Raw genomic sequence first — 21,560 nt, forward strand, 5'->3', positions numbered from 1 at the left:
TTACTTCCGTCGCTGCACCGGGGGTTCGCACGCTTCGTCCTCTTACTTCCGTCGCTGCACCGGGGGGGTTCGCACGCTTTGTCCTCCTCTGGAGCCACAGCACCTGCAATTCTGCATTTAATCCTACCCGTAATCGCTCGTTTAACACTTCCTCCTGCAAAATTGCAGGTATTAGTCCTGCACATCTTCAATGGAGTCACGCGACTAGCAATCACCTGCACATTTGCATTTATTGATTTCATACCCTACCGGTTCTATGAAATAGATGTACTATCGCAGGTTCTATTGGTTGGCGGAGAGAGAGAAAGAGAGAGTGGGATTCGCTCCGTCGCTGTGCGACCGTATTCACGGTCACACGATAGCAACTATCACGCCAGCACCTACGAACATGATCCCGGGCATGTCCGCTTTACGACCCGTTCTCATCCCAGTTCACCCTATTGAAATAGATAGGTTAAAAAAAACCGACCGTACGAAAAATTCGCACGGTCGGCTTGCCAACGCCATTCCGACAACTATTCGCGCAGCTTCCGGTCCGACGGCAAAAACACGGCGCATAACCCGAACAAGGGCAGGAAGCTGCAATAGAACATGACGCTGGACATTCCGAATACGTCCGCCGCTTTGCCTAGCGCGACGCCGCCGATCGCGCCCATGCCGAACGCCAGCCCCGTCGTCAGGCCGGACGCCATGCCGACCTTGGAAGGCATGAGGAATTGCGCGTAGACGACCGCGACGGAGAAGCCGGACAGAATAACGAAGCCAAGCAGCGTGATCACCGGATAGATCAAATATAGCGGCAGATGCGGAAGCACGAGCGCGAACGGCGCCGCTCCGGCTATGGAGAATACGATCATATTTTTCAGACCGAACCGGTCCGCCAGCACCCCGCCGAAATACGTGCCCAATACGCCGGCGGCAAGGAATAAGAACACCGGCACTTGCGCTTGCCCGACCGACCGCCCGTAATCTTCCTCCAGGTAGAACTGGAAGAAGCTGCTAATGCCGGAATGATACCAAGACCGTGCGAACACGAGAAAAATAAGCAAGCCGAGCGCGAACCTCATCCGGGGATGGTTGGCAAGCTCGCGGGCGCTCGTTTGGGACGCAAGCCGCTTCTCCCTCTCTACTTCCCATTGCGCAAGCTTCTTCTTATACCAGGGGACGAGACCGGCGCTGACGGCGATCGCCATGCCCGCAAGCAGCGTTCCCCATATGGCGCCGAATTGCCCTAGCGGCACGAATATGAATATCGTCATCAGCGGAGCGAGCGAGCTGCCCGCGTTGCCGCCGACCTGGTAGACGGACTGGGCGAATCCGCGACGCCCGCCGGAGGCGAAGTATACGATGCGAGAGCCTTCCGGATGGAAGATCGCCGAGCCGAAGCCGATGAACATAACCGCGAAGAGCAAATACCAGAATTGAGGCGCCAGAGCGATGCCTATCATCCCGATCAAGCTGAGAGACATTCCGATCGGAATCATCATCGGCAACGATTTGCGGTCCGAGTAAGCCCCCACGACCGGCTGCATGACCGAAGAAGTCATGTTCAGCATGAACCCGATCCACCCGACCTGAGCATACGATAGATCCAATGATTTCTCTAAGATCGGAAACAGCGCGGGCACGGTCGCCTGCATGGAGTCGTTCAGCATATGTATCGCGCTGACGGCCAGGAGCACCGGCATCACCGTCGTGGCTTGGGCCGCCGCAGACGGTGAGCGGGCTTGCGAGATTGAAGCCATTGTACTTCCCCCTTGTCGCGGGCAACGCCTTGCAAAACTATTGCGCGGAAGTTCCCTCTTCCTTGAACGTAAAGCTTCTTGCGATATAAATGACAGGCGTGCACGCTACGGATATGACGAATTTAATGAGATAGGTCGTGAGCGCGATTTCGCGCCATACGCCCCAAGTATAATCATCGTTGCCGAATATCGGAGCGAACGCGATCGTGCAGAACACGAGCGTATCTACGAGCTGGCTTAAGCCGATGCTTCCGTTCAGTCGGAGCCACAGCTGGTTTCTAGCCGGATATCGGCGTTTCAGCCTGCTGAACACTTGCACGTCCAGCGTCTGGCTGACGGCGTAAGCGACCAAGCTGCCGAGCGCGATTCGAGGCAGCAAGCCGAATATCGTCTCCATCGACTCTTGGGCGATATCGGTCTCTTGTGGCGTGAACTTCAGCACCATCTGCATGAGGATCGTGGACATGACGAGGATGAAGAAACCGAACCAGACCGCTTTCCTGGCTTCCTTCGCTCCATACTTCTCGTTGATCAAGTCCGTCGTCAAATAAATCGTGCCGTAAATCGTATTGCCGAGCGTCATGACGAGGCCGAACAGTTCGATCGTCTTTACGACTTGAACGTTGGCGAGCACGACCGCCGCGCCGATCCAGGCATACAGTCCTTGCTTCCCGAACAGCCGGTAGCAGATCAGGAACAACGCGAAGTTGACCAGGACGAATAAGGCGCCCCAGCCGAGGTTGAACGTGAACATCGTATAATGACCTCCTAGTTTTGGTTACGCGGGAGTTTGCGAACCGCGGTTCCGCTATACGGAACGACTAATTATAACACAGATGAAAAAAACCGGAGAGACGGAATATCGCTCCGCTCGTCCGGTTATGGGCATTATGCCGCTTCCTCGACTTTCGTATCGTCGCTCAAAGGTTTTATTTTGCGGTTGAACAAAGCGAGCGGGAGCGCGAGCGCCGCGATGAACGTCGCGAGCAGGTAGACGTCGTTGACGCTCATCGTGAATGCCATGTTCGCGATGAAGCCCTGGTCCGTCTCGCCGCTCATCGCGAGATTCGTGCCGTGGGTCGTGCCGCGCGATGCCAGCATCGTCGTGAATATCGCGATGGCGAACGAACCGAACACGTTGCGGGTCCAGTTCATGATCGCGGAAGCGTGGCCGCTCAGTTCTCTCGGCACGAGCTCCATGCCCGCGTTGCTCGAAGGCATCATGACCATCGCGATCCCGAGGTTGCGCACCGTCATCCAGACGATGACGTACGTATGCGAGATATCGATGCTCAGCCAGCTTAGCATCAGCGTTCCAAGGGTCAATAGCGCGATGCCGACGATCATCAGGATACGAGGACCGACGGAGCTATAGAGCTTGCCGACGATCGGCATGATCAGAGCCATTGCCAGCGACGCGGGCAGCAGAATCAGTCCGGTATCCACCGCCGACACGGATTGCACGCGCTGCAGGAATACGGGCGTCAGGAGCGTGCCGGAGTATAGGCTGATCGTCAGAATGTTGGCAATGACCGTGTTAAGAGTATATCGTCTGTTCTTGAACACTTTAAGGTTCAATAGAGGATGCTTCGCGGTCAACTCCCGCCAGACGAACAGCAATAGAGTAACTGCGCCGAATGCGAGAAGGCCGATGACTTTCCAAGTGCCCCAACCCCATTTGTGTCCTTGGCCGAGCGCGAGCAAGAGCGACGAGCTGCTCGCGATAACGAAGACAAATCCGAGCGCGTCGAACGATTTCGGTACGCTAAGCCGATAATAGGGAATGTACATCGCGACGCATAAGATGGCGATCAGACCGATCGGAATGTTCATCAGGAACAGCCATTGCCATTCATAGTGCTGCAGCAGCCATCCGGCGAGCGTCGGACCGAACGCGGGCGCCATCATCGAAGCCAGGCCCCACATGGCCACGGCCATCGGTTGCTTCTCGCGCGGAATAACCTGATAGATAATCGACATCGTCGCCGGCAGGATCAATCCGCTGAACGCGCCTTGCACGACGCGGAAAGCGATCAGCGCGAATTCGTTCCACGCCACCGCGCACAAACCGGACGCGAGCGTAAAGCCTACAAGCGAATACAAGTAAACTCTCTTATAGCTGAACCTTTCGCCCAGATAGCCGACGATCGGAGCGAACGTGCCCATCGCGAGCATGAACCCGGTCATCGTCCACGTAATCGTGTCGAGCGAAGTTTCGAAATGCTTGCCGAGCAGTTCCAAAGCGAGCGTTATCGTGCTGGAGGCCAAAATGCATAAAAATGAGCCGATAAATATCGCAACCATCACCGGCCAAAAACGTACTGTCTGATTGGAATCGTTACTCATGAATCCCGCTCCACATCCTTGAACATTCTTTATGTATCTATTTACATATAGCAATAGTGCATTTTATATTACTATGGGTTATGAATAGATGTCAAAGATTACTTACGCCTCGGAGGCTTCAAGATGAACACTTTATCGTACGGCTTATTAAGCATGCTCTCTCAAGCTTCGTTCTCCGGATACGACCTGATGCTGAAGACGCAACCGTTCTGGCCGGCCAAGCACAGTCAGATCTACCCGCTTCTGGCGAGTTTGGAAAGGGAAGAGTACGTTCGCTTCGAGCATGTGGCCCAGAGCGAAAGACCCGATAAAAAAGTGTATTCCTTAACCGACAAAGGCAAACAAGCGCTGCGGGAATGGCTGCAACAACCGGCGGCGGATCCGGTCACCCGGGACGAGCTGATGCTGAAGGCGTACTGTTTGTCCTATACGGACCCGGATGGCGCGTCACGGCTGTTCGCGGAGCGCCTGGAATACTATCGCCGCAAACTGCGCCGACACGAGGCAACTTCTTGCCGCTTTCGCGAAGAAGGAGATTTCCCTGCCGACGGTTCCGCTCCGCCCTTCGATTCCCCGCGCTTCGGCTCCTACGTCCTGCTCGAGAAAGCGCTGCGGACCGCACGCTTGAATATCGAATGGACGGAGTGGGCGCTTGCGCTGATCGCGAACTCCCGCTAAAGCCGCCCGTCACGCCCGGTCACGGAGAGACTCCGTGACCGATCCGAGCGTTCAAGGAAACGGGTTAGCCTCCGGCCTTTCTTCTAACGACCCTCCGTTTGACGATTTTGCGGACAACCGCTTTCCTCTTGACGGTCTTGACGGTCTTGACGCTTTTGCCCTTCCTGATCGTCTTCTTAACGACTCTCCTGCCAGCGATCGACTTGGATACGGCGCCGGCTTTCGTTCTGCGGGTTTTGGACTTGCGCTTCGACTTCATCTTCTTCCCGATTCCTCTATGCCAGATCGGAGAGGGCGGTGCTTCCCTCGGGACCGGCGTTGGAATGGACGGCGCTTGAGGCGCCGCGGTCTCCGCATGCTGCGGCGGCGCAACGACAACCGGAACCGTCGGCTCGATCGGCGCGCTTGGCGGCGACCGGAAGGCGGATTGAACGGGTTGGACGGGCTGAACGAATCGAACGGGCTGAACCGGTCGTCGGGCGGTCGCGGCAGCTGCGACAGGCGCGGGTGCGACGGGCGGCACGGCTAGCAATGGAGCCGATTGGAGAGCGGAAGGTTGAGTCGGAACCGGCGAGGTCGGCTTAGAGGCTTTCGCGGAGGTTTCTTCTTCCGTTCCATTCTCGAACCGCGAATTACGGACTTCCTCTCTCTTCGGCTTTTCGCCGTGCGACTCTCTCTCTACGTCTTCTCTTGTCCGGCGCAAGCTTCTTTCGAACTCCTCGATTTTCCTTCGTTTCTTCCGGTCTTCTCTCGGATCTACGGGGCGGGCGGGCCTAATCTTGCTAGGCATCAATGGCGGGACTGACGCTTTCGGCAGTGCCGCTGCCGGTTCCGCGACGGGGTCGTCGGAAACTTCCGACAGATCCTCAGGCACCCTGAAAGCAACAGGTTCGACCGGCGCAACAGGCTCGGCCGGCTTCGCGCTCGGCGCCTCCGTTGTCCGGCTCAGCGGTACGTTCTTATTCCGCAGCTCCGCGCGAATCAGGTTACGCCATTCGGTTTCCTCGTCGGTTTCCGAGGCTTCGCTTACGGTACCGGCTGTTTCGGCGATTTCCGCCGCTTGCGGCTCAGCCTCGACCGGTTCCGCAGCGACCTCTGTTGAACGAGCGGTCTCCGCTTCGTCGGCGATCGCTACTAACCTTAGTTCCTCTTCCCCGGAAAAGACGAGCTCCATCGCCTCCAGTCGGGGCGCGTTCTCGCTCTGGTTCTTTTCCTCGACTTTCGTTGTTTCCTCGAGCTGAGCCGTTTCCTCTATAGGAACGGCTTCCTCCGCTTGATTCTTTGCTTCAGCCTGGATCGCTTCTTCTTCCTGAATCGCTTCTTCCGCTTGACTCGTTTCCTCCGCCTGAATCGTCGCCTCCTTCGCCTCAACCGGAGTCGCATCCGTTTCCCCGGCCGTCTGTTTCCTTCTCGTGCGCCTTGGCTTCGGCTCTGCAGCCTCGCCTTCTACCGGCTCCTTCCGCTTGCGCCCCCGCTTCTTCGGCGCTTCCGTTTGTTGTACGGGAACGGCTTCGGGCGTTGCCTCTTCCGTCTCCAAAGCCGGCGATTCGTCAATATTGTCGCTCACGCTGTTGCCTCCCTATTGCGGTCTGAAATCATACTAGCGAATAAACGCTCCTTTACTATGTTTATGTAGTCGGCCGCACATGGGGAATCTGCCGAAGCAACTTTTCTTGCGCGGTGCCCCGATCGTTCCGCCGCCTATTTTTCGCCGAACGCATGCACTTGTCTATCTCGTAACCACATGCACCCAACACTAAATCTATCGATTCGCCATAACGTGAGAATGTAATTACGGTCTGGAGGTAGGACGATGGCAGGTGACAACACGTTTAAAACACGTTTAGACGAGGCAATCAAACGACACGGCAAAGGGATCCAAGGAGATCGTCAGGCAGCCGCCGACGCTTACGCACAATTATCCGAATTGCGCAAAGCCGATCCGAACGACGCGTTGACCGAAGCTTATTACGGCAGCTCGCTGGCTTTAACGGCGCGGGACGAGACGCGAATATTGGACAAAGCGGACAAGGCCAACCAAGGCCTGGCCTCGCTCGATCGCGCCGTTGCGATGGCTCCCGGCAACGCGGTCATTCGGCTAATACGCGCCAACGTCTGTCTTCGGCTGCCCGAAGATTTTTTCGGCCGAACGCAGACCGCGATCAACGACTTCAGTGAATTGCTGGCGCGCAATGAGAAGAAACCGGGTTTTCTAACGCCCGTTCAGCACAAGGAAGCGCTTCAAGGCCTTGCGAAAGCTTACGAGTCGATAGGGAAGTTAAACCAAGCAAGATCAATCAGACAGCAGCTCTCTCAGTTGCGCTAAAAGAAGCGATCAAACGGATCACGAAAGGATGCGAGCAAGGATGGAGAGAAACCCGAAATTAGGAAAAGCAAGCCGGGCTCTGTTCGTCGTCAGTCTCGTGCTCGGTATCGTCATGCTCATCCTCTCCGCGCTCGCCATCGCGCTGGCCGCGTTCGGAAACCGCGGTCAAACCGACGAACCGCTTGAGCTGACAACCAATGACGATACCCCGCGCGCTTACGACAACAAGCTGCGCCTAATCGAAACGACGGACTCTAGCAAGCTTTCGAGGAAGGAGCGATTCACTCGTGGCGGCTAACAGAATCGCCCCCGCGGTCATCCGCGCGCAGCCGGAAACCGTGCCGGAGTTGTCCTTCGACGACCGGCTTGCCGCCGCGGTCCGGCATCATAACGAAGGCGTCGCGGGCAGCAAGGAAGCCGTGCAGAACGCGCAGGCGCAGTTTAAGTCGCTTCACGCGCAATATCCGGGCAGCGCGATCGTCAAAGCTTACTATGGCAGCACGCTTGCGTTAATGGCTCGCGATTCCAACAGGCCTTCCGAGAAACTCGATCGGGCCAAACAAGCGCTCGCGTTGCTGGACGAAGCCGTTGCGGCCGAACCGGGGCGGCGCTCGCATCGCATACTGCGCGGCAAGGTCGCCTATCGCCTGCCCGAGTCGTTCTTCCATCGCACGAATACGGCGATCGAGGATTACGCCATGCTGATCGACTATGAGCTGGCGAATCCCGGCAGTCTCGACCGCAAGACTTACGCCCAACTCGTATACGAGCTCGGAGAAGCTTATTATCGTACGGAGCGCCCGAAGGAAGCGAAGCTGTGCTGGAGCATGCTGCCGAAGCTGACGAACGACGAGAAGCTGATCCGTCTCGCAAGCGTGAAGTCGAAGTCGGCAATCCGCTCCATGTCGGCCCCCGCGAACGATAAATTCGAGCTGCGCGATCTTGCGGGCGTCATTATCGGCCTTGCGGGCGCCTCCTTGCTCAAATTCACGAAACGCAAATAGCTTCATCTTAGGAAGAGAGGAGGTGAAGCCATGACAAGCAATGAGAACGCTAGCTCCTTCTTGGACATCGTGAAGCTCGAATTGTCCGCTTTCGCCGACAAAGCCCACAAAGCCGCGATCGGCGGCGCTCAAGCGCTCACCGAGAACTTGAGAGAATCCGCGGACGAGCTGCTTCCCGAAACTTCCGTCGTCATCGAGAAAGTCAAATCCGCCCTGCAGAGCAGCGCGGCTGTAGCCGGCCAGCAACTGATGGCCGCCGGCACTGAATTTCTCCAAGCGATCAGGAGCTCTAAGCAGAATAAATCCGAATAATTCAGATCCGTAAATCGCAAAGCTCGCAGCGAATATCCGCTGCGAGCTTTGTTCGTTCGTTACCAGCCGCTGCCGCGCAGCAACCGGTGCCGTACGATATCGGGGTTGAAATATTCAAGAAGGTGAATGCCCGCTTTGTCGCCGAAATAGATGGCGTACCTCTTATAAGGCGTTCGATCGGTCGATTGCGAGGATGTAAAGCGAAGCTCGATCGGAATGCCGAATAGGTCGACGGTTTCCGCAGCGGCTCTCCAACCGCAGTCCGACAGCCTGCGCGACGTCTGCAGCCCTAGGTCGCCGATCGTCTTGCCGATTCCTTCTTGTCTCGCCGCCAGCGCCTCGAACATCGCGGGAGGCACGTGCTGCGAGCATACGAGGGCGATATTATGAGATACGATGAACCGGCTTTGATCGCCGATGAGCAGCGATTCCCGCACGTAATAAGGTCCTGAGGAAAGTCCCGCCACGTTCAAGGCTGCCGATTCATCGATTTGCTGCTGCCGTACGACCTCTACTTTCATTTTCTCATCCAACAACGTCTCTAATATATCCGTCGTTCGACCGTCGGTGGCGAGTAAAATATCGAATAATAGCTGGTGTAATTGATCGAGCATGTATTGCTCTATTCCCGGGTACATGTCCACCATAACCGTGATCGATCCTCCTTCCGATCATTCGTCCTCCTCCTGCAGCGCCTCCATCAACCGCCGTGCCTTCCGATGGTCCGGCTCCCTTCGCAGAGCGGCTTGAATCGCCTCGAGCGCTTGGTCGCCGCGACCGAGCTTCACGTAACATTGACCGAGTTGTACCCATAAGTCCGCGTCGTCCAATCCATGTGCCAAGCTATACTGAAATTCTTCGGCTGCGAGCGCGGGATTGCCTCCCAGCGACTCCGGCGTATTGAGCAGCCTCGATCCGTTCATTCTTCTGGCAAAAGGATGCAGCGGATCGATCTCGAGAGCGGTTCTCACCTCGTTCTCGAATATCGGGAGCAGCTTGATTTTCGCTTGCATATTTCCAGCTTCGATCAGACGACCGTAAGCGGCCGCGAGCCATGCATGCGACTCCGCGTTGCGCTCGTTGACGACGATCGCTTCCTCGAATGCCGTCTTGGCACCGCTGTAATCGCCGCTCATGAACAGCTCCCTCCCCCGGTCCAACAGCTCTCTGACCGGATCGGCGGTTCTTGCGAAACGTTGAATGTAAATCGGTTTTGTCGAAGGCACGTTCCGTAACAACCCGTCTCGATCCAGGAGAACGCCGTCCGCCGCGATCTCTACCGTTACAGGCACGCGCAGCCATCTCGACAACTGTATTCCGACGGATTCCTCCGACCATTGTTCGCTGCGATGGGAATCGAGCAGCACGTGAAGTCCTCTCTCCTGTTCTATTACCTTCCACGCATCGGGCGCCGGCACGAGCGAATAGACGGCCTCCTGAACGTCATGGGCATCCAGCGTCGTCGTTCCGAAGGTCATCCGATCCTTGGCCCGGCCATAATGCGTAAGCGAGGCGCCGGATCGCCCGCAAGAACAACGATGCGGCGCGACCGCTACGATATCCTCGTTATAGTAACGGAGCAGCGGAGAAGCGCGGTGGGACAACGTCGTAATCGCGGCGTAGCCTCTCTCTCCTTCCGCGACAGAGTGGCCCCCGTCTTCGGTCAGCACCTCGACGATGAAATCCTGCTCCCTGACGTGAAGAACGCCCTGCTCGCACATGACGGCTATATTCGCGGTCTCCGTCGAGCCGTACATATTGAAGACGGGCACGCCCCATAGCCGTTCGATATGCCTTCTGCGCGCATCGCTCAAGAGCTCCCCGGCTACGCATATCGCCCTAAGCGAAGGATAGTCCCAGCTTGGCTGCTGCCCGAGCAGCCTTGCGGCCTCGGCCAACAGCTCCATCTCGCGAGGCAGCCCCGCGATGACCGTCACTCCGAGCCGCTTCATCAGCTCGAGCACCCGCGGATAAGGGGTGACGACGGTACGACCGCTGGCCGGCACGATGCCCGCTCCGGTTGCCCAACAGGCGTCCTGCATGAGGAATGCCGGCAGCGACATCGCATACGGAAAGCGAATAAGGACCAAATCGTCCGAAGCGAGGTTCACGCCGCATTCTCTCAGTTGTCTCCCGCCTGTCGCGATATCCTCCAGCGTGAACCAAGACACGGAAGGCTCGCCGGTCGTTCCGGTCGATTCGTGATATTGCGCGATTTGTTCCTTCGGAACGGCCAAATATCCGAACGCCCCCGCTGTCCTCAGCTCCGCCTTCGTCGTCAGCGGAAGCGAGCGAATGTCCGCAAGTGCTATCCGGGACGTATCGTATCCTTCCAGTTTATCGCGGTACAACGGGGAGTTCGGTAAGAGGGAGAGCAACTCTCGAAGCTTGAGCTCCCGCTCTTCTAAGCTGGTCGGCATGTGCGATTCTCCTTTTCCGCTGATCCAATCTTTATTTGAATATCACGCGAGTCGCTTTGCCGAACGTGCGGGGAATGTCGCGTCTAACGACGACGTCGCATTCGATGCCGAGCGATTGCTCGATGTGATTCCTTACTTTTCTGGCAAGCTTCTTATCGTTAAGCTCCGTGCGGAAAGGCTCGACCTCGATCGTCAGCTTCCCGTCCTCGATGACGAAGTAATACCACATGCCGACATCGGGGACTTCGAGCAGAAACTGCTCCAGCACGAACGGAGAGTAATCCTCGCCGTTCAGCCGGATCATGTTTTCCATCCGTCCTCGCAGGTGAAGCACATCCATCGTAATGCCGCAGGCGCATTGCGACCTCGTCAAGTAACCGATATCGCCGCTGCGGTAGCGCACCATCGGCATCGCTTCGCGAAGCAGCGTCGTCATGACGATCTCGCCCGTCTTGTCGTAGCCGAGCGGCTCGCCGGTATCCGGATCGACGACCTCCATGAAGACGTGGCCTTGAGCGACGTGATAGCCTTTGTGCTCCTCGCACTCGACCGCGACGACGCCGCACTCCGTCGAGCCGTAGAAGAACGACGCCTCGCAGCCCCACCATTGCTCCAATCTTCTGCGGAACGTATAGGAGCAGCCTTCCCCCGTGAGGATGATGCGCTTCAGCTTAATATCGACGCCCGGCGTAATGCCGTACTTGGCGCTCTCCTCCGCGAGTAGAGCCGCGTAGGACGGCGTCGTCGCCAGAATCGTCGCCTGGTATTCCTTCATCAGTTCTAGGGACTTGTCCACCGGAGCCATATATCCGCCTTTGCCTAGCGATAGAATCGCCGAGCCGAACGCGAATTGGAACAGACGCTGGAAGCCGAGTCCCGGCAGGGCGAATTCATAAGGCAGCGCGATCGCTACGATGTCATCGTCCGTCTCCGGGAATAGCTCCGAATATTTGGGCAGCAAATCGTAAACGTACTGATCGGCGAGCGAATAAGACGTATAGATCGGTTTGCCCGACGTTCCGCTCGTCAGATGAACTTGCCCGATATCCTTCGGCTCCACGCACAGCAGCTTCGACTTGTCTCCGCGAATGACGTCTTTGCCCAGCAGAGGGATGGACGCCACCTGATGAAGAGCGTCGATCTTCGGCGACTCGAAACCGGCCGCCTCCAGCGAAGCGCGGTAATAGGCGTTGCGGTTCCATGCATGCTCCAATGTCAAATTGATCGCTTGAAGCTGGTATTGCTCCCTGCGATCGTCCGGCAGTTTCTCGATCGTAACGCCTTCTTGATCCAACGCTTTGAAAAAAGCTTTCAACGGCTCCAGATGCGAAGTATGCTCGTCGATCGAGACGGTCATTTTGTGCGATTGGTTTCTCATGAGAACCCTCCTGGTCCAAACATGTTTCAACAAGCGTTCGCGATTATGATATGTGAATGGAGGTAGAGGGACAATCAACAACTACCCAAAATCGCGCATACGCGCTGAAAATGGGTAAAGCCTTAGAAAGGCACGGATTTGGGTTGGATGTTGGGGAGGGGACGGCTGCCAGACTTGGCACGCTCCGTAACCCGATTTTATCGGGGTATAGCGCGGTGTCATCGAGTTACGGAACAAGCTGCATATCGCTCCACAACAAGTATCCGTTACTATATGCGATATCGTGAATAGCCGTCGCAATGAAGACCATCCGACCGAATAGCTGCAGCGACGCGCCTTCGCGGCCTCGCCGCAAAGCCAAGCAGAACACCGATACATACTTGTAATGCCCGATAAGGCTCGTATACACCTCGGCCGGGAACGCAACAAGCGTTGCGATGAACGCGCACCCTATCCAGACGAGCAGTTTCCCGGGCAGACCGGCGAACTCCTTCGGATAGAGCTGGCGTACGAACAACACCGGAAGTCTCAGCCGCCGTTCAATCGCACCGTCCCGTCCCGGTCAAAGCTCCAGTCCCTCAAGTCCAGCACGCCATCTTGCGCCATAGGCTTATCCTTGTCGGCGGACAAGCCTGCGAACGGCAGGACGAACAAAGCGATCCAAGCAAGCATCATCATGATCATCACGGTAACCCGAATACGCCGTTTCCGTTCCATCTGCTTTTCACCGTCGGGTGCATGTTTGATCTCAGCATAACGAATCCAGTTTTGTTACACACTGAAAAGCTCGCGCAAAAAAACCGCCGGGATCGCTACCGGCGGTTCGGGTTGCTTGCTAACTTACTGAATAACGACCAGCGCGGCCGATCTGGCCGGCATTCTCAGCGAGAAGCCGTCAGACTCGACGTCCGCGGTGCCGCCTGCCGTCAACCGCTTCGACGAACCGAAGCGGTACACGGAAGCTTGAGCTTCGCGGAACTCGCCGCTCACGTTCACTTCGCGCACGGCGCTGTCTTTGTTGAACAGAAGCACGTACGTCTTGCCGTCGGCTCCGGCGATCGTATAGGCGCCAAGCGCATCCGGAATCGCGCTCTTCGTGCTGACGCTTTCGCCTTCGATCGCGCTGCCTTGTCCGTCGTAGTCCAAGTACAGCTTGAATGCGTCCTCGATCGGCGTACCGGCTTTAACGACGCCGAATCTCGTCGCGAGATCGACGCCTTCGCGTCCGAAAATCGCGAGCGCTTCGGCTTGCGCCAGACCGGCGCTGATGCCGTCTCCGTTGCCGAAGTTGTACTCGGTAATCGCGAGCTTCATGCCCGGCATCAGGTTATTGATCATTTCCTTCATGCGCGGAATGAGGCGAATCGGCTCCTGAATCCAGGATTGGTCGACGTAATTCGGATCATAGAGCGACTTCAGCGACTGATAGCGACGCTTCGTGCCCGCAGGGCTCTCGTCTCCGGAAGTGACGACGTCCTCCTGAGGGTAGTAATGGATGTCGAGATAATCGACCAGTCTTACGCCCGTCCGATCTTCGTGCTTCTTGATCTGCTCCAAATACCACTCAAGGAACGGCTTGCCCTCGTGGGCTTGACGATCCGGACCGTCGGCGCAGTTGTCCGCCGAGGAATAGAAGTACGCGCACCAGCCCCAAGACGTCGGCCCGAACACTTGCGCCTCGCCGTCTTTAGCCTTGATCGCGCTTCCGTATTTCTCGGTGAAGCCCCAGATTTCGTCGTAGGTCGGAGCTTCGGGGTGGACGTCGCGATGCGTGACGTGCCAAATTTCCGGCTCGTTGTCGAGCGCGTAATAATGCAGCTTATTCCCGGTTCTACTCGAAATATGTTCCATCCAATCGGTCACGAATTCCGGTCCGATCCGTTTGGACGTGTCGGTCGGATCGTTGCCCGTAATGAGGTCTCCGTTCGGACGCACGCCGTTGCCCGCGTCCGGATGCTCCTGGGCGAAGCTTTCCTGCTCGCCGTACTTCTCGCGGCTGAAGCCGAACGCCAGCTCGCGCGACTTCGGCGTCCAGCCGATCGTCGGTACGGTCAAGAGCACGTTGCCGCCTTGCGCATGGACGGAGTCGATGAACCTGTCGGACGTCGATCCGTGCGGCAGAGCCTCGGGATTGTCGTTGTCGTACGGATAGTTCATGAAGTACCAGTCCGACGCGCGATTCGCGACATCGAGCTGCCAATTGTAGCGGGTCGTATTGTTGCCGCCCCACCGTTGCACCGGGAATTTGAGCGTCGAATCCGTCTCGTCGTTGTCGTTATAGTTGATGCCGTATATTTCCGAATCGATCGGCTTGCGCTCGGCGTCCATATCGACGGAAACCGCGATCGACGGGAGCTCCGGCTCCGGCAATTCGCCCGCGTGAATATTGCGGAGAAGCTTTACGTCGTCGATGTAGACGGCCGCTTGATCGTCTTCGGTTCCGGCTTGAATGACCATCCCGTCGAACTGCCCCTCCGTGATGCCAAGCTCCGCGAAGTTAACCGAAACCTTCGTCCATGCCCCGGCAGGCAGGCTGCCGCCTTCGGCGAAATCGGCCACGTCTACGGCGCCTATGCCCGCATCGCCGTCGTAGACATGAAGCAGCAGCCTCTGTCCGCCCGTAACGCCGCCGTGAATCCACATTTCCAAGCCGTAATAGTCGGACGCTTCCTTGCTTTCATTGCTGACCAGCCACACGCCGTCCCATCCGTCCGGTTCGAACTTGATGGAACGTTCGCCACCGTGCGCTTGTTCCGTATTCGCGAGATCTTTGTCATGCCAGCTTTGGTTGCGGTAGCCGTCCGCCAGCTCGTCCGTATAGACGTCCTCCGCTTCCGTCTCCGTCACTTGCACGTAAGCGACTGCGGTGAATCCTTGATAGGTCGCCGTAATTCGGGTAATGCCCACGGAAAGCGCCTCGATCTCGCCTCCGTCTACCCGAGCTACCTCGGGATGCTCCGACGTCCATTCGGCTTGTTCCGATACGAACTCAGTCGCGCCGGTCTCGACAAGGGTTTCCGCGTCCAGTCGATTCGTCTCTCCTTGCAGCAGCACAAGCTCCGGCTTATCCATGCGCACTTCGAGCAGCGCAGGCGGAGCGACGTATTTGCGCACGAACGCGATATCGTCAAGGTAGACGCTGTTCTGCTCTCCGCCCTCACCGACGATGATCAGCCCGTCGAAAAGACCGTTAGGCAGGCTAAGATCCGCTAATGCCAGCTCGATCTGAGTCCAAGTCCCCGCGGGAACGCCGGCCGCTCCGAACAGTTCCCCGGAGGTCAGCTCCTTGACGGCTTGACCGCCAGCCAAGAAAACCAGCTTCAGGCGTTGTCCTCCGTCCGCGCCGCCGTTTACCCATAATCTAAGCTTCTCGAATTCTTTGTCCGTCACGATACGGTCGCTATAGAAGTAGATCGGCGCGTCGCCCGACGGCGTGAAACGGATCGCTTGCAGCCCGGTATGAACCGTCCCTTGCTCCCCGAAATCGACCGTACCCCATCCGTAGTTCGTGAACTGGCCGCCGATCCCGTCGTCGTACACGTACACGCCGTCGATCGCTTCGATCGGCAACGCGTTACCGGGATCGTTATTGCCCGTAGGCTGAGGTTCATCTTCCGGCTCGTTATCCGGCTCTTCCTCCGGATCCGTCGGCTCTTCCTTGTCGTTCGTCTTGCCATCCGACAAGAAAGAGATACCGTCCACATACACCGGGGACTGGCCGCCTTCGCCCCAGATCCATAGTCCGTCGATCAGACCCGTCACACCATGGTCCGCCAGCGGAATTCGCACTTCGCTCCACTGTCCGGCTTGAATGCCGCCGGACACAAGCTCAGCTAGCTGTTTCTCCAGTACAGGCTGCCCGCCAAGCGACAGAACGAGCTTTAACTGCTGCCCTCCGGTGCTGCCTCCATTGACCCAAAAGCGCAATGTTCCGTAATCGGAGGCGGACATTACCCGATCCTTGTAGAAGTACAGGGCAGTCCCTTCTTCCGGCGTCAGTCTAATGGAACGCTCTCCCTCCAGGAAGTATTCGGTCGACGCCAGGTCGGCGCTCGCCCAACCGTAATCAACGAATTCACCCGAAAGCTCGTCTCCGTACACGACAAGCTCGCCAGCCGCCTTGCCGTCCGCCCGGGGCGGCGTTACCCATACGCTCCATAACAGCATGAGCGCCATGCTTAAGATTAACGCGGTTTTGCTTCTCGTTCGATTGCCTCTTCTCAACATCATCGATCTCCCCTCTCCTTCCGGCAGCGTTCGACACAACGCTCCTCCATGATCGTAATGAAGATGACGCGGCATAGCCTAGTGACACGGGTCATTTCTTTTGTCACTGCGGTCATGACATGAGCTCCTACCGCTCACACGCCTAATGTCCTGTGTTAAGCTGTACGTACGAGAGTCGTTCGTCCCGATTATTCGCTCGAAGGGAATGGAGCCGCATATGATACGTGTCCTGATCGTCGACGATCAGACGTTGCTGAGGGAAGGCCTTCAGACCATTATCAATATAGAGGACGACATGCGCACGGTAGGCCATGCGTCCAATGGAATAGAAGCGATCGAGGCGACCGAGGCGACTTCGCCCGATATCGTGCTCATGGATATCAAAATGCCCGAGCTGAACGGAATAGAAGGAATGAAACGAATCAAGGAACGGTATCCGAATAAGATCGTTCTGATGCTGACGACGTTCCTCGAGGACGAGCTGATCGTCGAAGCGATGGCGAGCGGAGCGGACGGTTTCCTGCTGAAAGATATGGCCGGAGACCAGATCGTGCAGACGATCCGCGAAGCGATGCGGGGACATTTGATCATGCACGCTCCGATCGCCGCCAAACTGGCCGCAAGGGTGAAAAGCCTGAGTTCGCGGAAAACCGGGGCAGCCTGGAACGAGCAGCGGCTTACGGAAGCGGGCATCTATCTCAACGAGAAGGAACGGCAAATCATCCTGCTGATGATTCAGGATAAATCGAACAAGCAAATTTCGGCGTCCCTGTTCATGAGCGAAGGCACCGTCCGCAACTACGTCAGCATGATCTACGGCAAGATCGGAACGAACGAACGCACGGAATCCATTAAAAGATTGAAGGAGTTCTTGATCCCATGAACGCCATGAAGCGCGACTGGTTATCCCGGCTGACGTGGCATGCGCTATGTCTCGTCATATTGGCCCTATTCAATCCGCAGCTATTCATGCGCGATCGCGAGTACGTCGGCGAGGGCGACAACCCGCCGGTCGCGTTATTGAAACATTGGGAAGTCCGATACGGATCGGTCGACTCCGGCAGCGCCGGTTCCTGGCGTCCTTTCGACGAGACCGAGTGGCGCCGACTTCACGGCTATAAGGGAGAGCTGACCGTTCGCCGCGTCTTGCCGGCGATCGACTTCGATCGGCCTTACCTGTTCATGGCCGGAATGAACAGATTCGAAGTGTCCTTGGACGGAGAACCCGTCTACCGTTATCGCATGGACGATAAGCTCTTATGGAACAATTACCGGATTCACGTGCATCCCTTAAAGCTTAGCCCGCAGGACGAGGGCAAGGAAATCGCCGTACGCATGATCTGGGAAGGGCACCCTTTTCTATCCTGGGAATGGATGATCATGTCCGATCCTGACGTTGTGCTCGGCGGCATGTTGCGGGGGGAGTGGCCTCTTTACGCGATCGCGCTGTTTAACTTGATCGTCGGCGTGGCCGGCGCGGCATTGTACGCCAGACGGAGAGTCAGAACGTATTTGTGGGCTGCTCTTCTGGCGCTCGCGGCGGGCTTCGGCCTGCTGTTCGTCTGCCAGTCTCTTCAATGGTTCGTGAATGTCGGATCGGTGTCCTATTGGAACGACCTGCTGCTGCCGTTCTGTTTCTATGCTTTCATCGGAATGTACGCGGAAGCGCTTGGCGCGGCCAAGAACCGATGGATTCGACTCGCCAAGCTCGCGTTGCTGGCGTTCATCGTTACCACGCTGACCATCGGAGTCTGGGACACTTACGGGTACTGGATCATGTTCTTTAACGTGTTTCCGTTCGTCGGCATTGCCGCGATCGCGGTCGTTACCGCGGTTCTGTTCAGACGTACCGCCTCCGCTCGGGACGACATCCGGCAGTGGCTTGTGAGGGGGTATGCCGTGCTAACCGTCTGCGGGGTGACGCATACGATCGGAATACACCCTCCGGGATTGTTGCAAGATCTTATGCAAGCATGGCCTTATTCGGAGTACATCATCGGCGGCATGCTGCCGAACGGACTGTTCTTGTTCATGCTGTGCATGGTCATGGTACTCGTATCCAACGTACGCCGCGTCCATCAGGAATCCGAACGGAACGCGCAGGAGTTGGTCGTTAAAAATGCCGAGCTAGAGCTTTTTCATCGCAAATTGGAGCAGTTGGTGGACATTCGGACGAAGGAATTGGAGAAAGCCAATCTCTCGCTTAAGGAGACGATGCGGGAGAAGGCGGAGACGCTGGCCGAGATGTCGGTGCTGGAGGAAAGAACCCGGATCGCGCACGAAATGCACGACGTCGTCGGCCATACGCTTACGGCCGCGATCGTCCAGTTGGAAGCGACGAAGAGGCTTGCCGAGCGCGACCAAGCCATTCCGATCGATAAGCTCGCCGTCGTGAACGGCCTAGTCCGCAAAGGGTTGGACGAAATTCGCAAAACCGTGCGCATGCTGAAAGTCGATAACGCCCCTTTTAACCTCGAACTGGCGCTCAAGGAGCTGATCAGGGATACGGTCGACAAAATGGAAGTCGAAGTGGAGGAACGAATCGAGCTTCCTGCCGGGCTTGGCAAGCTAGCCGAGCAAGTGCTCTATCATGCGTTGCAAGAGGGGCTGACGAACGGGATTCGCCATGCGCGCTGCAGCCGATTCCGGTTTGACTTGCGATCCGAGGACGGGTGGCTGAGCTTCAAGCTGGCGAACGACGGCGTTCCGTTCGGCGATTCGAAGCCCGGTTTCGGGCTTACCGCGATGATGGAACGCGTCCAGCTGTTAGGCGGACGAATGGAAATCGGCTCCTCCATGGACGAACGCGGGGAGCAGATCGGCTGCGAGCTTCGTATTGTATTGCCGCTGGCCGGCGGCTCGAAAACTCCTCATATCGCCGTGTAGCTATACGGTCGGCGTCTTAATCTTGTTTGCTCTGCTTTTCCATGCCGATGTACGCAAGGCCTGCCGCCATGAAAGCCGTTCCGGCAAGCTGCATGCCGGTCACTTGCTCGTCGAAGAACAAGTATCCCGCGACGACGGCGGATACCGGCACGACGTAGCGGAAGAAGTTCGCGCGCGCGGCGCCGACCTTATGCATGCCGCCGTTCCAAGCGACGAAGGCGAACACCGTGCTGATCAGCACGTTATAGGCGATCGCGGTGTAGTGCCCGGAGGAGAGCCCGCTCCAATCCACTTCGTCCCAAGTGCCTATCGTGATCGGGAGCATGAACAACGTGCCGAACATGATCGACCACGTGCTCACCCGAAGCGGCGAGTAACGGCTCATCAGCGGCATGCAAGCCAGATTGTACAACGCGCCGACGATGCTGACTCCGAAGGCCAGCAAGTTGCCTACCATGTGATCCGAGGACAGGCTCAATCCTTCGCTGCCGCCAAGGATGACGAAAGAGACGCCGATCATGGCGACGACGCCGCCGACCGCAAGCCTACGCGTGAACTTCTCCTTGACGAAGAGCGGCGCGAACAACGCGGCGAATATCGGCCAAGGCGCGACGTTCAGCAGCGATGCGTTGGCTAGCGTCGTGTACTTGATCGAGTACATCACCGCGATCTCGAGCCCCGTAATGCCGACCAATCCGATGGCGGCAAGCGCGAGCATGTCCCTCAAAGGCACTCCGATACTCCCCTCTTTGATCCACAGAATCAGGAAGAAGAAGGGAACGGCGCCGCCGAAGCGGAGGAACGCGAAAAGCACGGGGTCGAACGTCTCCATCGCCGACCGCGAGACGCCGAAGTTCGCGCCCCATATCGCCGCGACGAGCACCAAAGCGGCGTAGGATATCCATTTGTTATTGTGCATGGTGTTGTCAGGCTCCAATTCAGCTTATGTACGCATACTTTGCCATTGTGCAGGAAGGCGCGGACGGATGCAATAATAATATGGCGGCGAGCGCCGCCGTAGCGGTCCAACGCCTCCCCTGAGCGACGGGGATATCGATACAAAGGGCAAAAAACCGGAACGACATCGTCGTCCCGGTTTACGGCCATCGACTAATCCAGCTTGAAGTCCGGCAAGCCGAGCGGCATAGGCGCCGGACGCTCGCAGGAGCTCTTCATGACATAGTGCTTGCCCTGCTCGGCCGCGTCATGGAAGCCGTGCATCGCTTCAAGCACGTGATAAGCCAGCTCGCCGTTCGCGCGATGCTTCCGTCCGACTTGAATCGCCCGCGCCATGTCGGCAGCGCCGACGCCGCGAGCGTTGTCCGTGTAACCGTGCGTCAAAGGCACCTCGGACCAGTTGCCTCCGGCGGCGCCGGCGCGACGGACGCGGATCGTGCCGCCGAAACCGTTCGGATCCGGTACTTGAATCGTTCCGTGACTGCCGTATACTTCGATGCACGGCAGCATCGTGCCGCCCTTCACGTCGAAGCTCGTCAGAATCGTGGCGATCGGACCCGCCTCGAATTCCATGATTCCGGCTACGTGAGTCGGCGTCTCCACGACGACCTTCTGCCCCGCTTTCGGTTGGCTCGTAATCGTGCGCTCGGGGAACGATATCCGCGTCGAACCCGTCACTTTAGCGATCGGTCCAAGCAGAGATACGAGTGCCGTTATATAATACGGCCCCATGTCGAACATCGGGCCGCCGCCCTTCTGGTAATAAAACTCCGGAGACGGATGCCAGCTTTCGTGACCGCCGCCGAGCATGAACGCGGTCGCGCCGATCGGCGTTCCGATCCAGCCGTCTTCAACGAGCTTGACGCAAGTCTGGATGCCGCCGCCGAGGAACGTGTCCGGCGCGCTGCCGACGAGCAGCCCTTTGCGGCGGGCTAGCTCCAGCACTTCCTGTCCTTCCTCGCGCGTAACGGTGAACGGCTTCTCCACGTAGACGTGTTTGCCGGCTTCGAGCGCTCTTAAGTTAATCGATCCGTGAGCAAGCGGAATCGTCAGATTAATGACCATCTCGATGCCAGGGTCGGCGAGCAGCTCGTCGACGGAGCAGCCGCGGATGCCGTGTTCGGCGGCCTTGGCTTTGGCGCGCTCTACGTCTAGATCAGCGCAAGCGACGACTTCCATCGAATCGAACTTTTGGCCGTTCTGAAAATAAATCCCGCTGATGTTGCCTGTTCCAATGATGCCGACTTTGATTTTGTCCATTAGGGATTCTCATCTCCGGAT

19 protein-coding genes are annotated in these 21,560 nt (G+C 57.4%); 7 read left to right on the forward strand and 12 right to left on the reverse strand.

Annotation, left to right across the window (positions count from 1 at the left end):
- Nucleotides 1-515 precede the first annotated feature (515 nt).
- The 3 genes from COHPA_RS0109335 to COHPA_RS0109345 form a co-directional block, all read right to left on the reverse strand.
- Nucleotides 516-1,745, reverse strand: a complete 1,230-nt coding sequence (locus tag COHPA_RS0109335) for an MFS transporter (RefSeq protein WP_027085911.1) — start codon at nucleotides 1,743-1,745, stop codon at nucleotides 516-518.
- A 37-nt stretch (nucleotides 1,746-1,782) separates the two neighbouring features.
- Nucleotides 1,783-2,499 carry a queuosine precursor transporter gene (locus tag COHPA_RS0109340; protein WP_027085912.1) on the reverse strand — a complete coding sequence of 239 codons (717 nt, stop codon included), beginning with the start codon at nucleotides 2,497-2,499 and terminating at the stop codon, nucleotides 1,783-1,785.
- 134 nt (nucleotides 2,500-2,633) lie between these two features.
- The gene (locus COHPA_RS0109345; RefSeq protein ID WP_027085913.1) at nucleotides 2,634-4,091 is read right to left on the reverse strand and encodes a DHA2 family efflux MFS transporter permease subunit; all 1,458 of its coding nucleotides are present in this window, start codon (nucleotides 4,089-4,091) and stop codon (nucleotides 2,634-2,636) included.
- Nucleotides 4,092-4,214: 123 nt separating this feature from the next.
- Between COHPA_RS0109345 and COHPA_RS0109350 the strand changes: the two genes are divergently transcribed.
- Complete coding sequence (locus COHPA_RS0109350) at nucleotides 4,215-4,769, forward strand: PadR family transcriptional regulator (protein WP_027085914.1); 555 nt, start codon at nucleotides 4,215-4,217, stop codon at nucleotides 4,767-4,769.
- A gap of 64 nt (nucleotides 4,770-4,833) precedes the next feature.
- Here the strand turns inward: COHPA_RS0109350 and COHPA_RS0109355 are convergent, their stop codons facing one another.
- Entirely contained in the window at nucleotides 4,834-6,336 is a 1,503-nt protein-coding gene (locus COHPA_RS0109355; protein WP_027085915.1) for a hypothetical protein, read from the reverse strand.
- A 246-nt stretch (nucleotides 6,337-6,582) separates the two neighbouring features.
- Here COHPA_RS0109355 and COHPA_RS0109360 point away from each other — a divergent pair, with 246 nt between their 5' ends.
- From COHPA_RS0109360 to COHPA_RS0109375, 4 genes are read left to right on the forward strand one after another with little or no spacing between them, the layout of a single operon-like run.
- Entirely contained in the window at nucleotides 6,583-7,095 is a 513-nt protein-coding gene (locus COHPA_RS0109360) for a tetratricopeptide repeat protein (RefSeq protein ID WP_027085916.1), read from the forward strand.
- A gap of 40 nt (nucleotides 7,096-7,135) precedes the next feature.
- Nucleotides 7,136-7,393 carry a hypothetical protein gene (locus COHPA_RS0109365; protein WP_027085917.1) on the forward strand — a complete coding sequence of 86 codons (258 nt, stop codon included), beginning with the start codon at nucleotides 7,136-7,138 and terminating at the stop codon, nucleotides 7,391-7,393.
- Nucleotides 7,383-8,099 (forward strand): hypothetical protein, encoded by a 717-nt coding sequence (locus COHPA_RS24335; RefSeq protein WP_027085918.1) that lies wholly within the window; start codon nucleotides 7,383-7,385, stop codon nucleotides 8,097-8,099. Before COHPA_RS0109365 ends, COHPA_RS24335 begins: the two co-directional genes overlap by 11 nt.
- A gap of 30 nt (nucleotides 8,100-8,129) precedes the next feature.
- Entirely contained in the window at nucleotides 8,130-8,411 is a 282-nt protein-coding gene (locus COHPA_RS0109375; protein WP_027085919.1) for a hypothetical protein, read from the forward strand.
- A 59-nt stretch (nucleotides 8,412-8,470) separates the two neighbouring features.
- Here COHPA_RS0109375 and COHPA_RS0109380 read toward each other — a convergent pair whose 3' ends face one another.
- The 6 genes from COHPA_RS0109380 to COHPA_RS24340 form a co-directional block, all read right to left on the reverse strand.
- On the reverse strand, nucleotides 8,471-9,058 hold the full coding sequence (locus tag COHPA_RS0109380; RefSeq protein WP_027085920.1) for a 4-hydroxybenzoate synthetase: 588 nt from the start codon (nucleotides 9,056-9,058) through the stop codon (nucleotides 8,471-8,473).
- Nucleotides 9,059-9,082: 24 nt separating this feature from the next.
- The gene (locus COHPA_RS23280) at nucleotides 9,083-10,831 is read right to left on the reverse strand and encodes an AMP-binding protein (RefSeq protein WP_027085921.1); all 1,749 of its coding nucleotides are present in this window, start codon (nucleotides 10,829-10,831) and stop codon (nucleotides 9,083-9,085) included.
- A 31-nt stretch (nucleotides 10,832-10,862) separates the two neighbouring features.
- The gene (locus tag COHPA_RS0109390) at nucleotides 10,863-12,209 is read right to left on the reverse strand and encodes a phenylacetate--CoA ligase family protein (RefSeq protein ID WP_027085922.1); all 1,347 of its coding nucleotides are present in this window, start codon (nucleotides 12,207-12,209) and stop codon (nucleotides 10,863-10,865) included.
- A gap of 226 nt (nucleotides 12,210-12,435) precedes the next feature.
- Nucleotides 12,436-12,729 (reverse strand): hypothetical protein, encoded by a 294-nt coding sequence (locus tag COHPA_RS0109395; protein WP_027085923.1) that lies wholly within the window; start codon nucleotides 12,727-12,729, stop codon nucleotides 12,436-12,438.
- A gap of 8 nt (nucleotides 12,730-12,737) precedes the next feature.
- Nucleotides 12,738-12,926 (reverse strand): hypothetical protein, encoded by a 189-nt coding sequence (locus tag COHPA_RS0109400; protein ID WP_027085924.1) that lies wholly within the window; start codon nucleotides 12,924-12,926, stop codon nucleotides 12,738-12,740.
- A 123-nt stretch (nucleotides 12,927-13,049) separates the two neighbouring features.
- Nucleotides 13,050-16,439, reverse strand: a complete 3,390-nt coding sequence (locus tag COHPA_RS24340) for a glycoside hydrolase family 44 protein (RefSeq protein WP_027085925.1) — start codon at nucleotides 16,437-16,439, stop codon at nucleotides 13,050-13,052.
- A 214-nt stretch (nucleotides 16,440-16,653) separates the two neighbouring features.
- On the opposite strand from COHPA_RS24340, the gene COHPA_RS0109415 reads away from it, so the two are divergent.
- On the forward strand, nucleotides 16,654-17,319 hold the full coding sequence (locus tag COHPA_RS0109415) for a response regulator transcription factor (protein WP_035119409.1): 666 nt from the start codon (nucleotides 16,654-16,656) through the stop codon (nucleotides 17,317-17,319).
- On the forward strand, nucleotides 17,316-19,322 hold the full coding sequence (locus COHPA_RS24345; protein WP_027085927.1) for a sensor histidine kinase: 2,007 nt from the start codon (nucleotides 17,316-17,318) through the stop codon (nucleotides 19,320-19,322). Before COHPA_RS0109415 ends, COHPA_RS24345 begins: the two co-directional genes overlap by 4 nt.
- 16 nt (nucleotides 19,323-19,338) lie before the next feature.
- Here COHPA_RS24345 and COHPA_RS0109425 read toward each other — a convergent pair whose 3' ends face one another.
- A complete protein-coding gene (locus tag COHPA_RS0109425; protein ID WP_027085928.1) occupies nucleotides 19,339-20,241 on the reverse strand; it encodes a DMT family transporter in 903 nt (300 codons plus the stop codon).
- Between the two features lie 191 nt (nucleotides 20,242-20,432).
- Entirely contained in the window at nucleotides 20,433-21,539 is a 1,107-nt protein-coding gene (locus COHPA_RS0109430; RefSeq protein ID WP_027085929.1) for a Gfo/Idh/MocA family protein, read from the reverse strand.
- Nucleotides 21,540-21,560: the final 21 nt, after the last annotated feature.

The sequence above is a fragment of the Cohnella panacarvi Gsoil 349 genome (genome assembly GCF_000515335.1).
In the GTDB taxonomy this organism is placed as follows: Bacteria; Bacillota; Bacilli; order Paenibacillales; family Paenibacillaceae; genus Cohnella; species Cohnella panacarvi.

Coding starts and splice junctions, on each gene's coding strand:
- COHPA_RS0109335 (WP_027085911.1), bottom strand. CDS start 1,745: ATGGCTTCAATCTCGCAAGCCCGCTCACCGTCTGCGGCGGCCCAAGCC.
- COHPA_RS0109340 (WP_027085912.1), bottom strand. CDS start 2,499: ATGTTCACGTTCAACCTCGGCTGGGGCGCCTTATTCGTCCTGGTCAAC.
- COHPA_RS0109345 (WP_027085913.1), bottom strand. CDS start 4,091: ATGAGTAACGATTCCAATCAGACAGTACGTTTTTGGCCGGTGATGGTT.
- COHPA_RS0109350 (WP_027085914.1), top strand. CDS start 4,215: ATGAACACTTTATCGTACGGCTTATTAAGCATGCTCTCTCAAGCTTCG.
- COHPA_RS0109360 (WP_027085916.1), top strand. CDS start 6,583: ATGGCAGGTGACAACACGTTTAAAACACGTTTAGACGAGGCAATCAAA.
- COHPA_RS0109365 (WP_027085917.1), top strand. CDS start 7,136: ATGGAGAGAAACCCGAAATTAGGAAAAGCAAGCCGGGCTCTGTTCGTC.
- COHPA_RS0109375 (WP_027085919.1), top strand. CDS start 8,130: ATGACAAGCAATGAGAACGCTAGCTCCTTCTTGGACATCGTGAAGCTC.
- COHPA_RS0109380 (WP_027085920.1), bottom strand. CDS start 9,058: ATGGTGGACATGTACCCGGGAATAGAGCAATACATGCTCGATCAATTA.
- COHPA_RS23280 (WP_027085921.1), bottom strand. CDS start 10,831: ATGCCGACCAGCTTAGAAGAGCGGGAGCTCAAGCTTCGAGAGTTGCTC.
- COHPA_RS0109390 (WP_027085922.1), bottom strand. CDS start 12,209: ATGAGAAACCAATCGCACAAAATGACCGTCTCGATCGACGAGCATACT.
- COHPA_RS0109400 (WP_027085924.1), bottom strand. CDS start 12,926: ATGGAACGGAAACGGCGTATTCGGGTTACCGTGATGATCATGATGATG.
- COHPA_RS24340 (WP_027085925.1), bottom strand. CDS start 16,439: ATGATGTTGAGAAGAGGCAATCGAACGAGAAGCAAAACCGCGTTAATC.
- COHPA_RS0109415 (WP_035119409.1), top strand. CDS start 16,654: ATGATACGTGTCCTGATCGTCGACGATCAGACGTTGCTGAGGGAAGGC.
- COHPA_RS24345 (WP_027085927.1), top strand. CDS start 17,316: ATGAACGCCATGAAGCGCGACTGGTTATCCCGGCTGACGTGGCATGCG.
- COHPA_RS0109425 (WP_027085928.1), bottom strand. CDS start 20,241: ATGCACAATAACAAATGGATATCCTACGCCGCTTTGGTGCTCGTCGCG.
- COHPA_RS0109430 (WP_027085929.1), bottom strand. CDS start 21,539: ATGGACAAAATCAAAGTCGGCATCATTGGAACAGGCAACATCAGCGGG.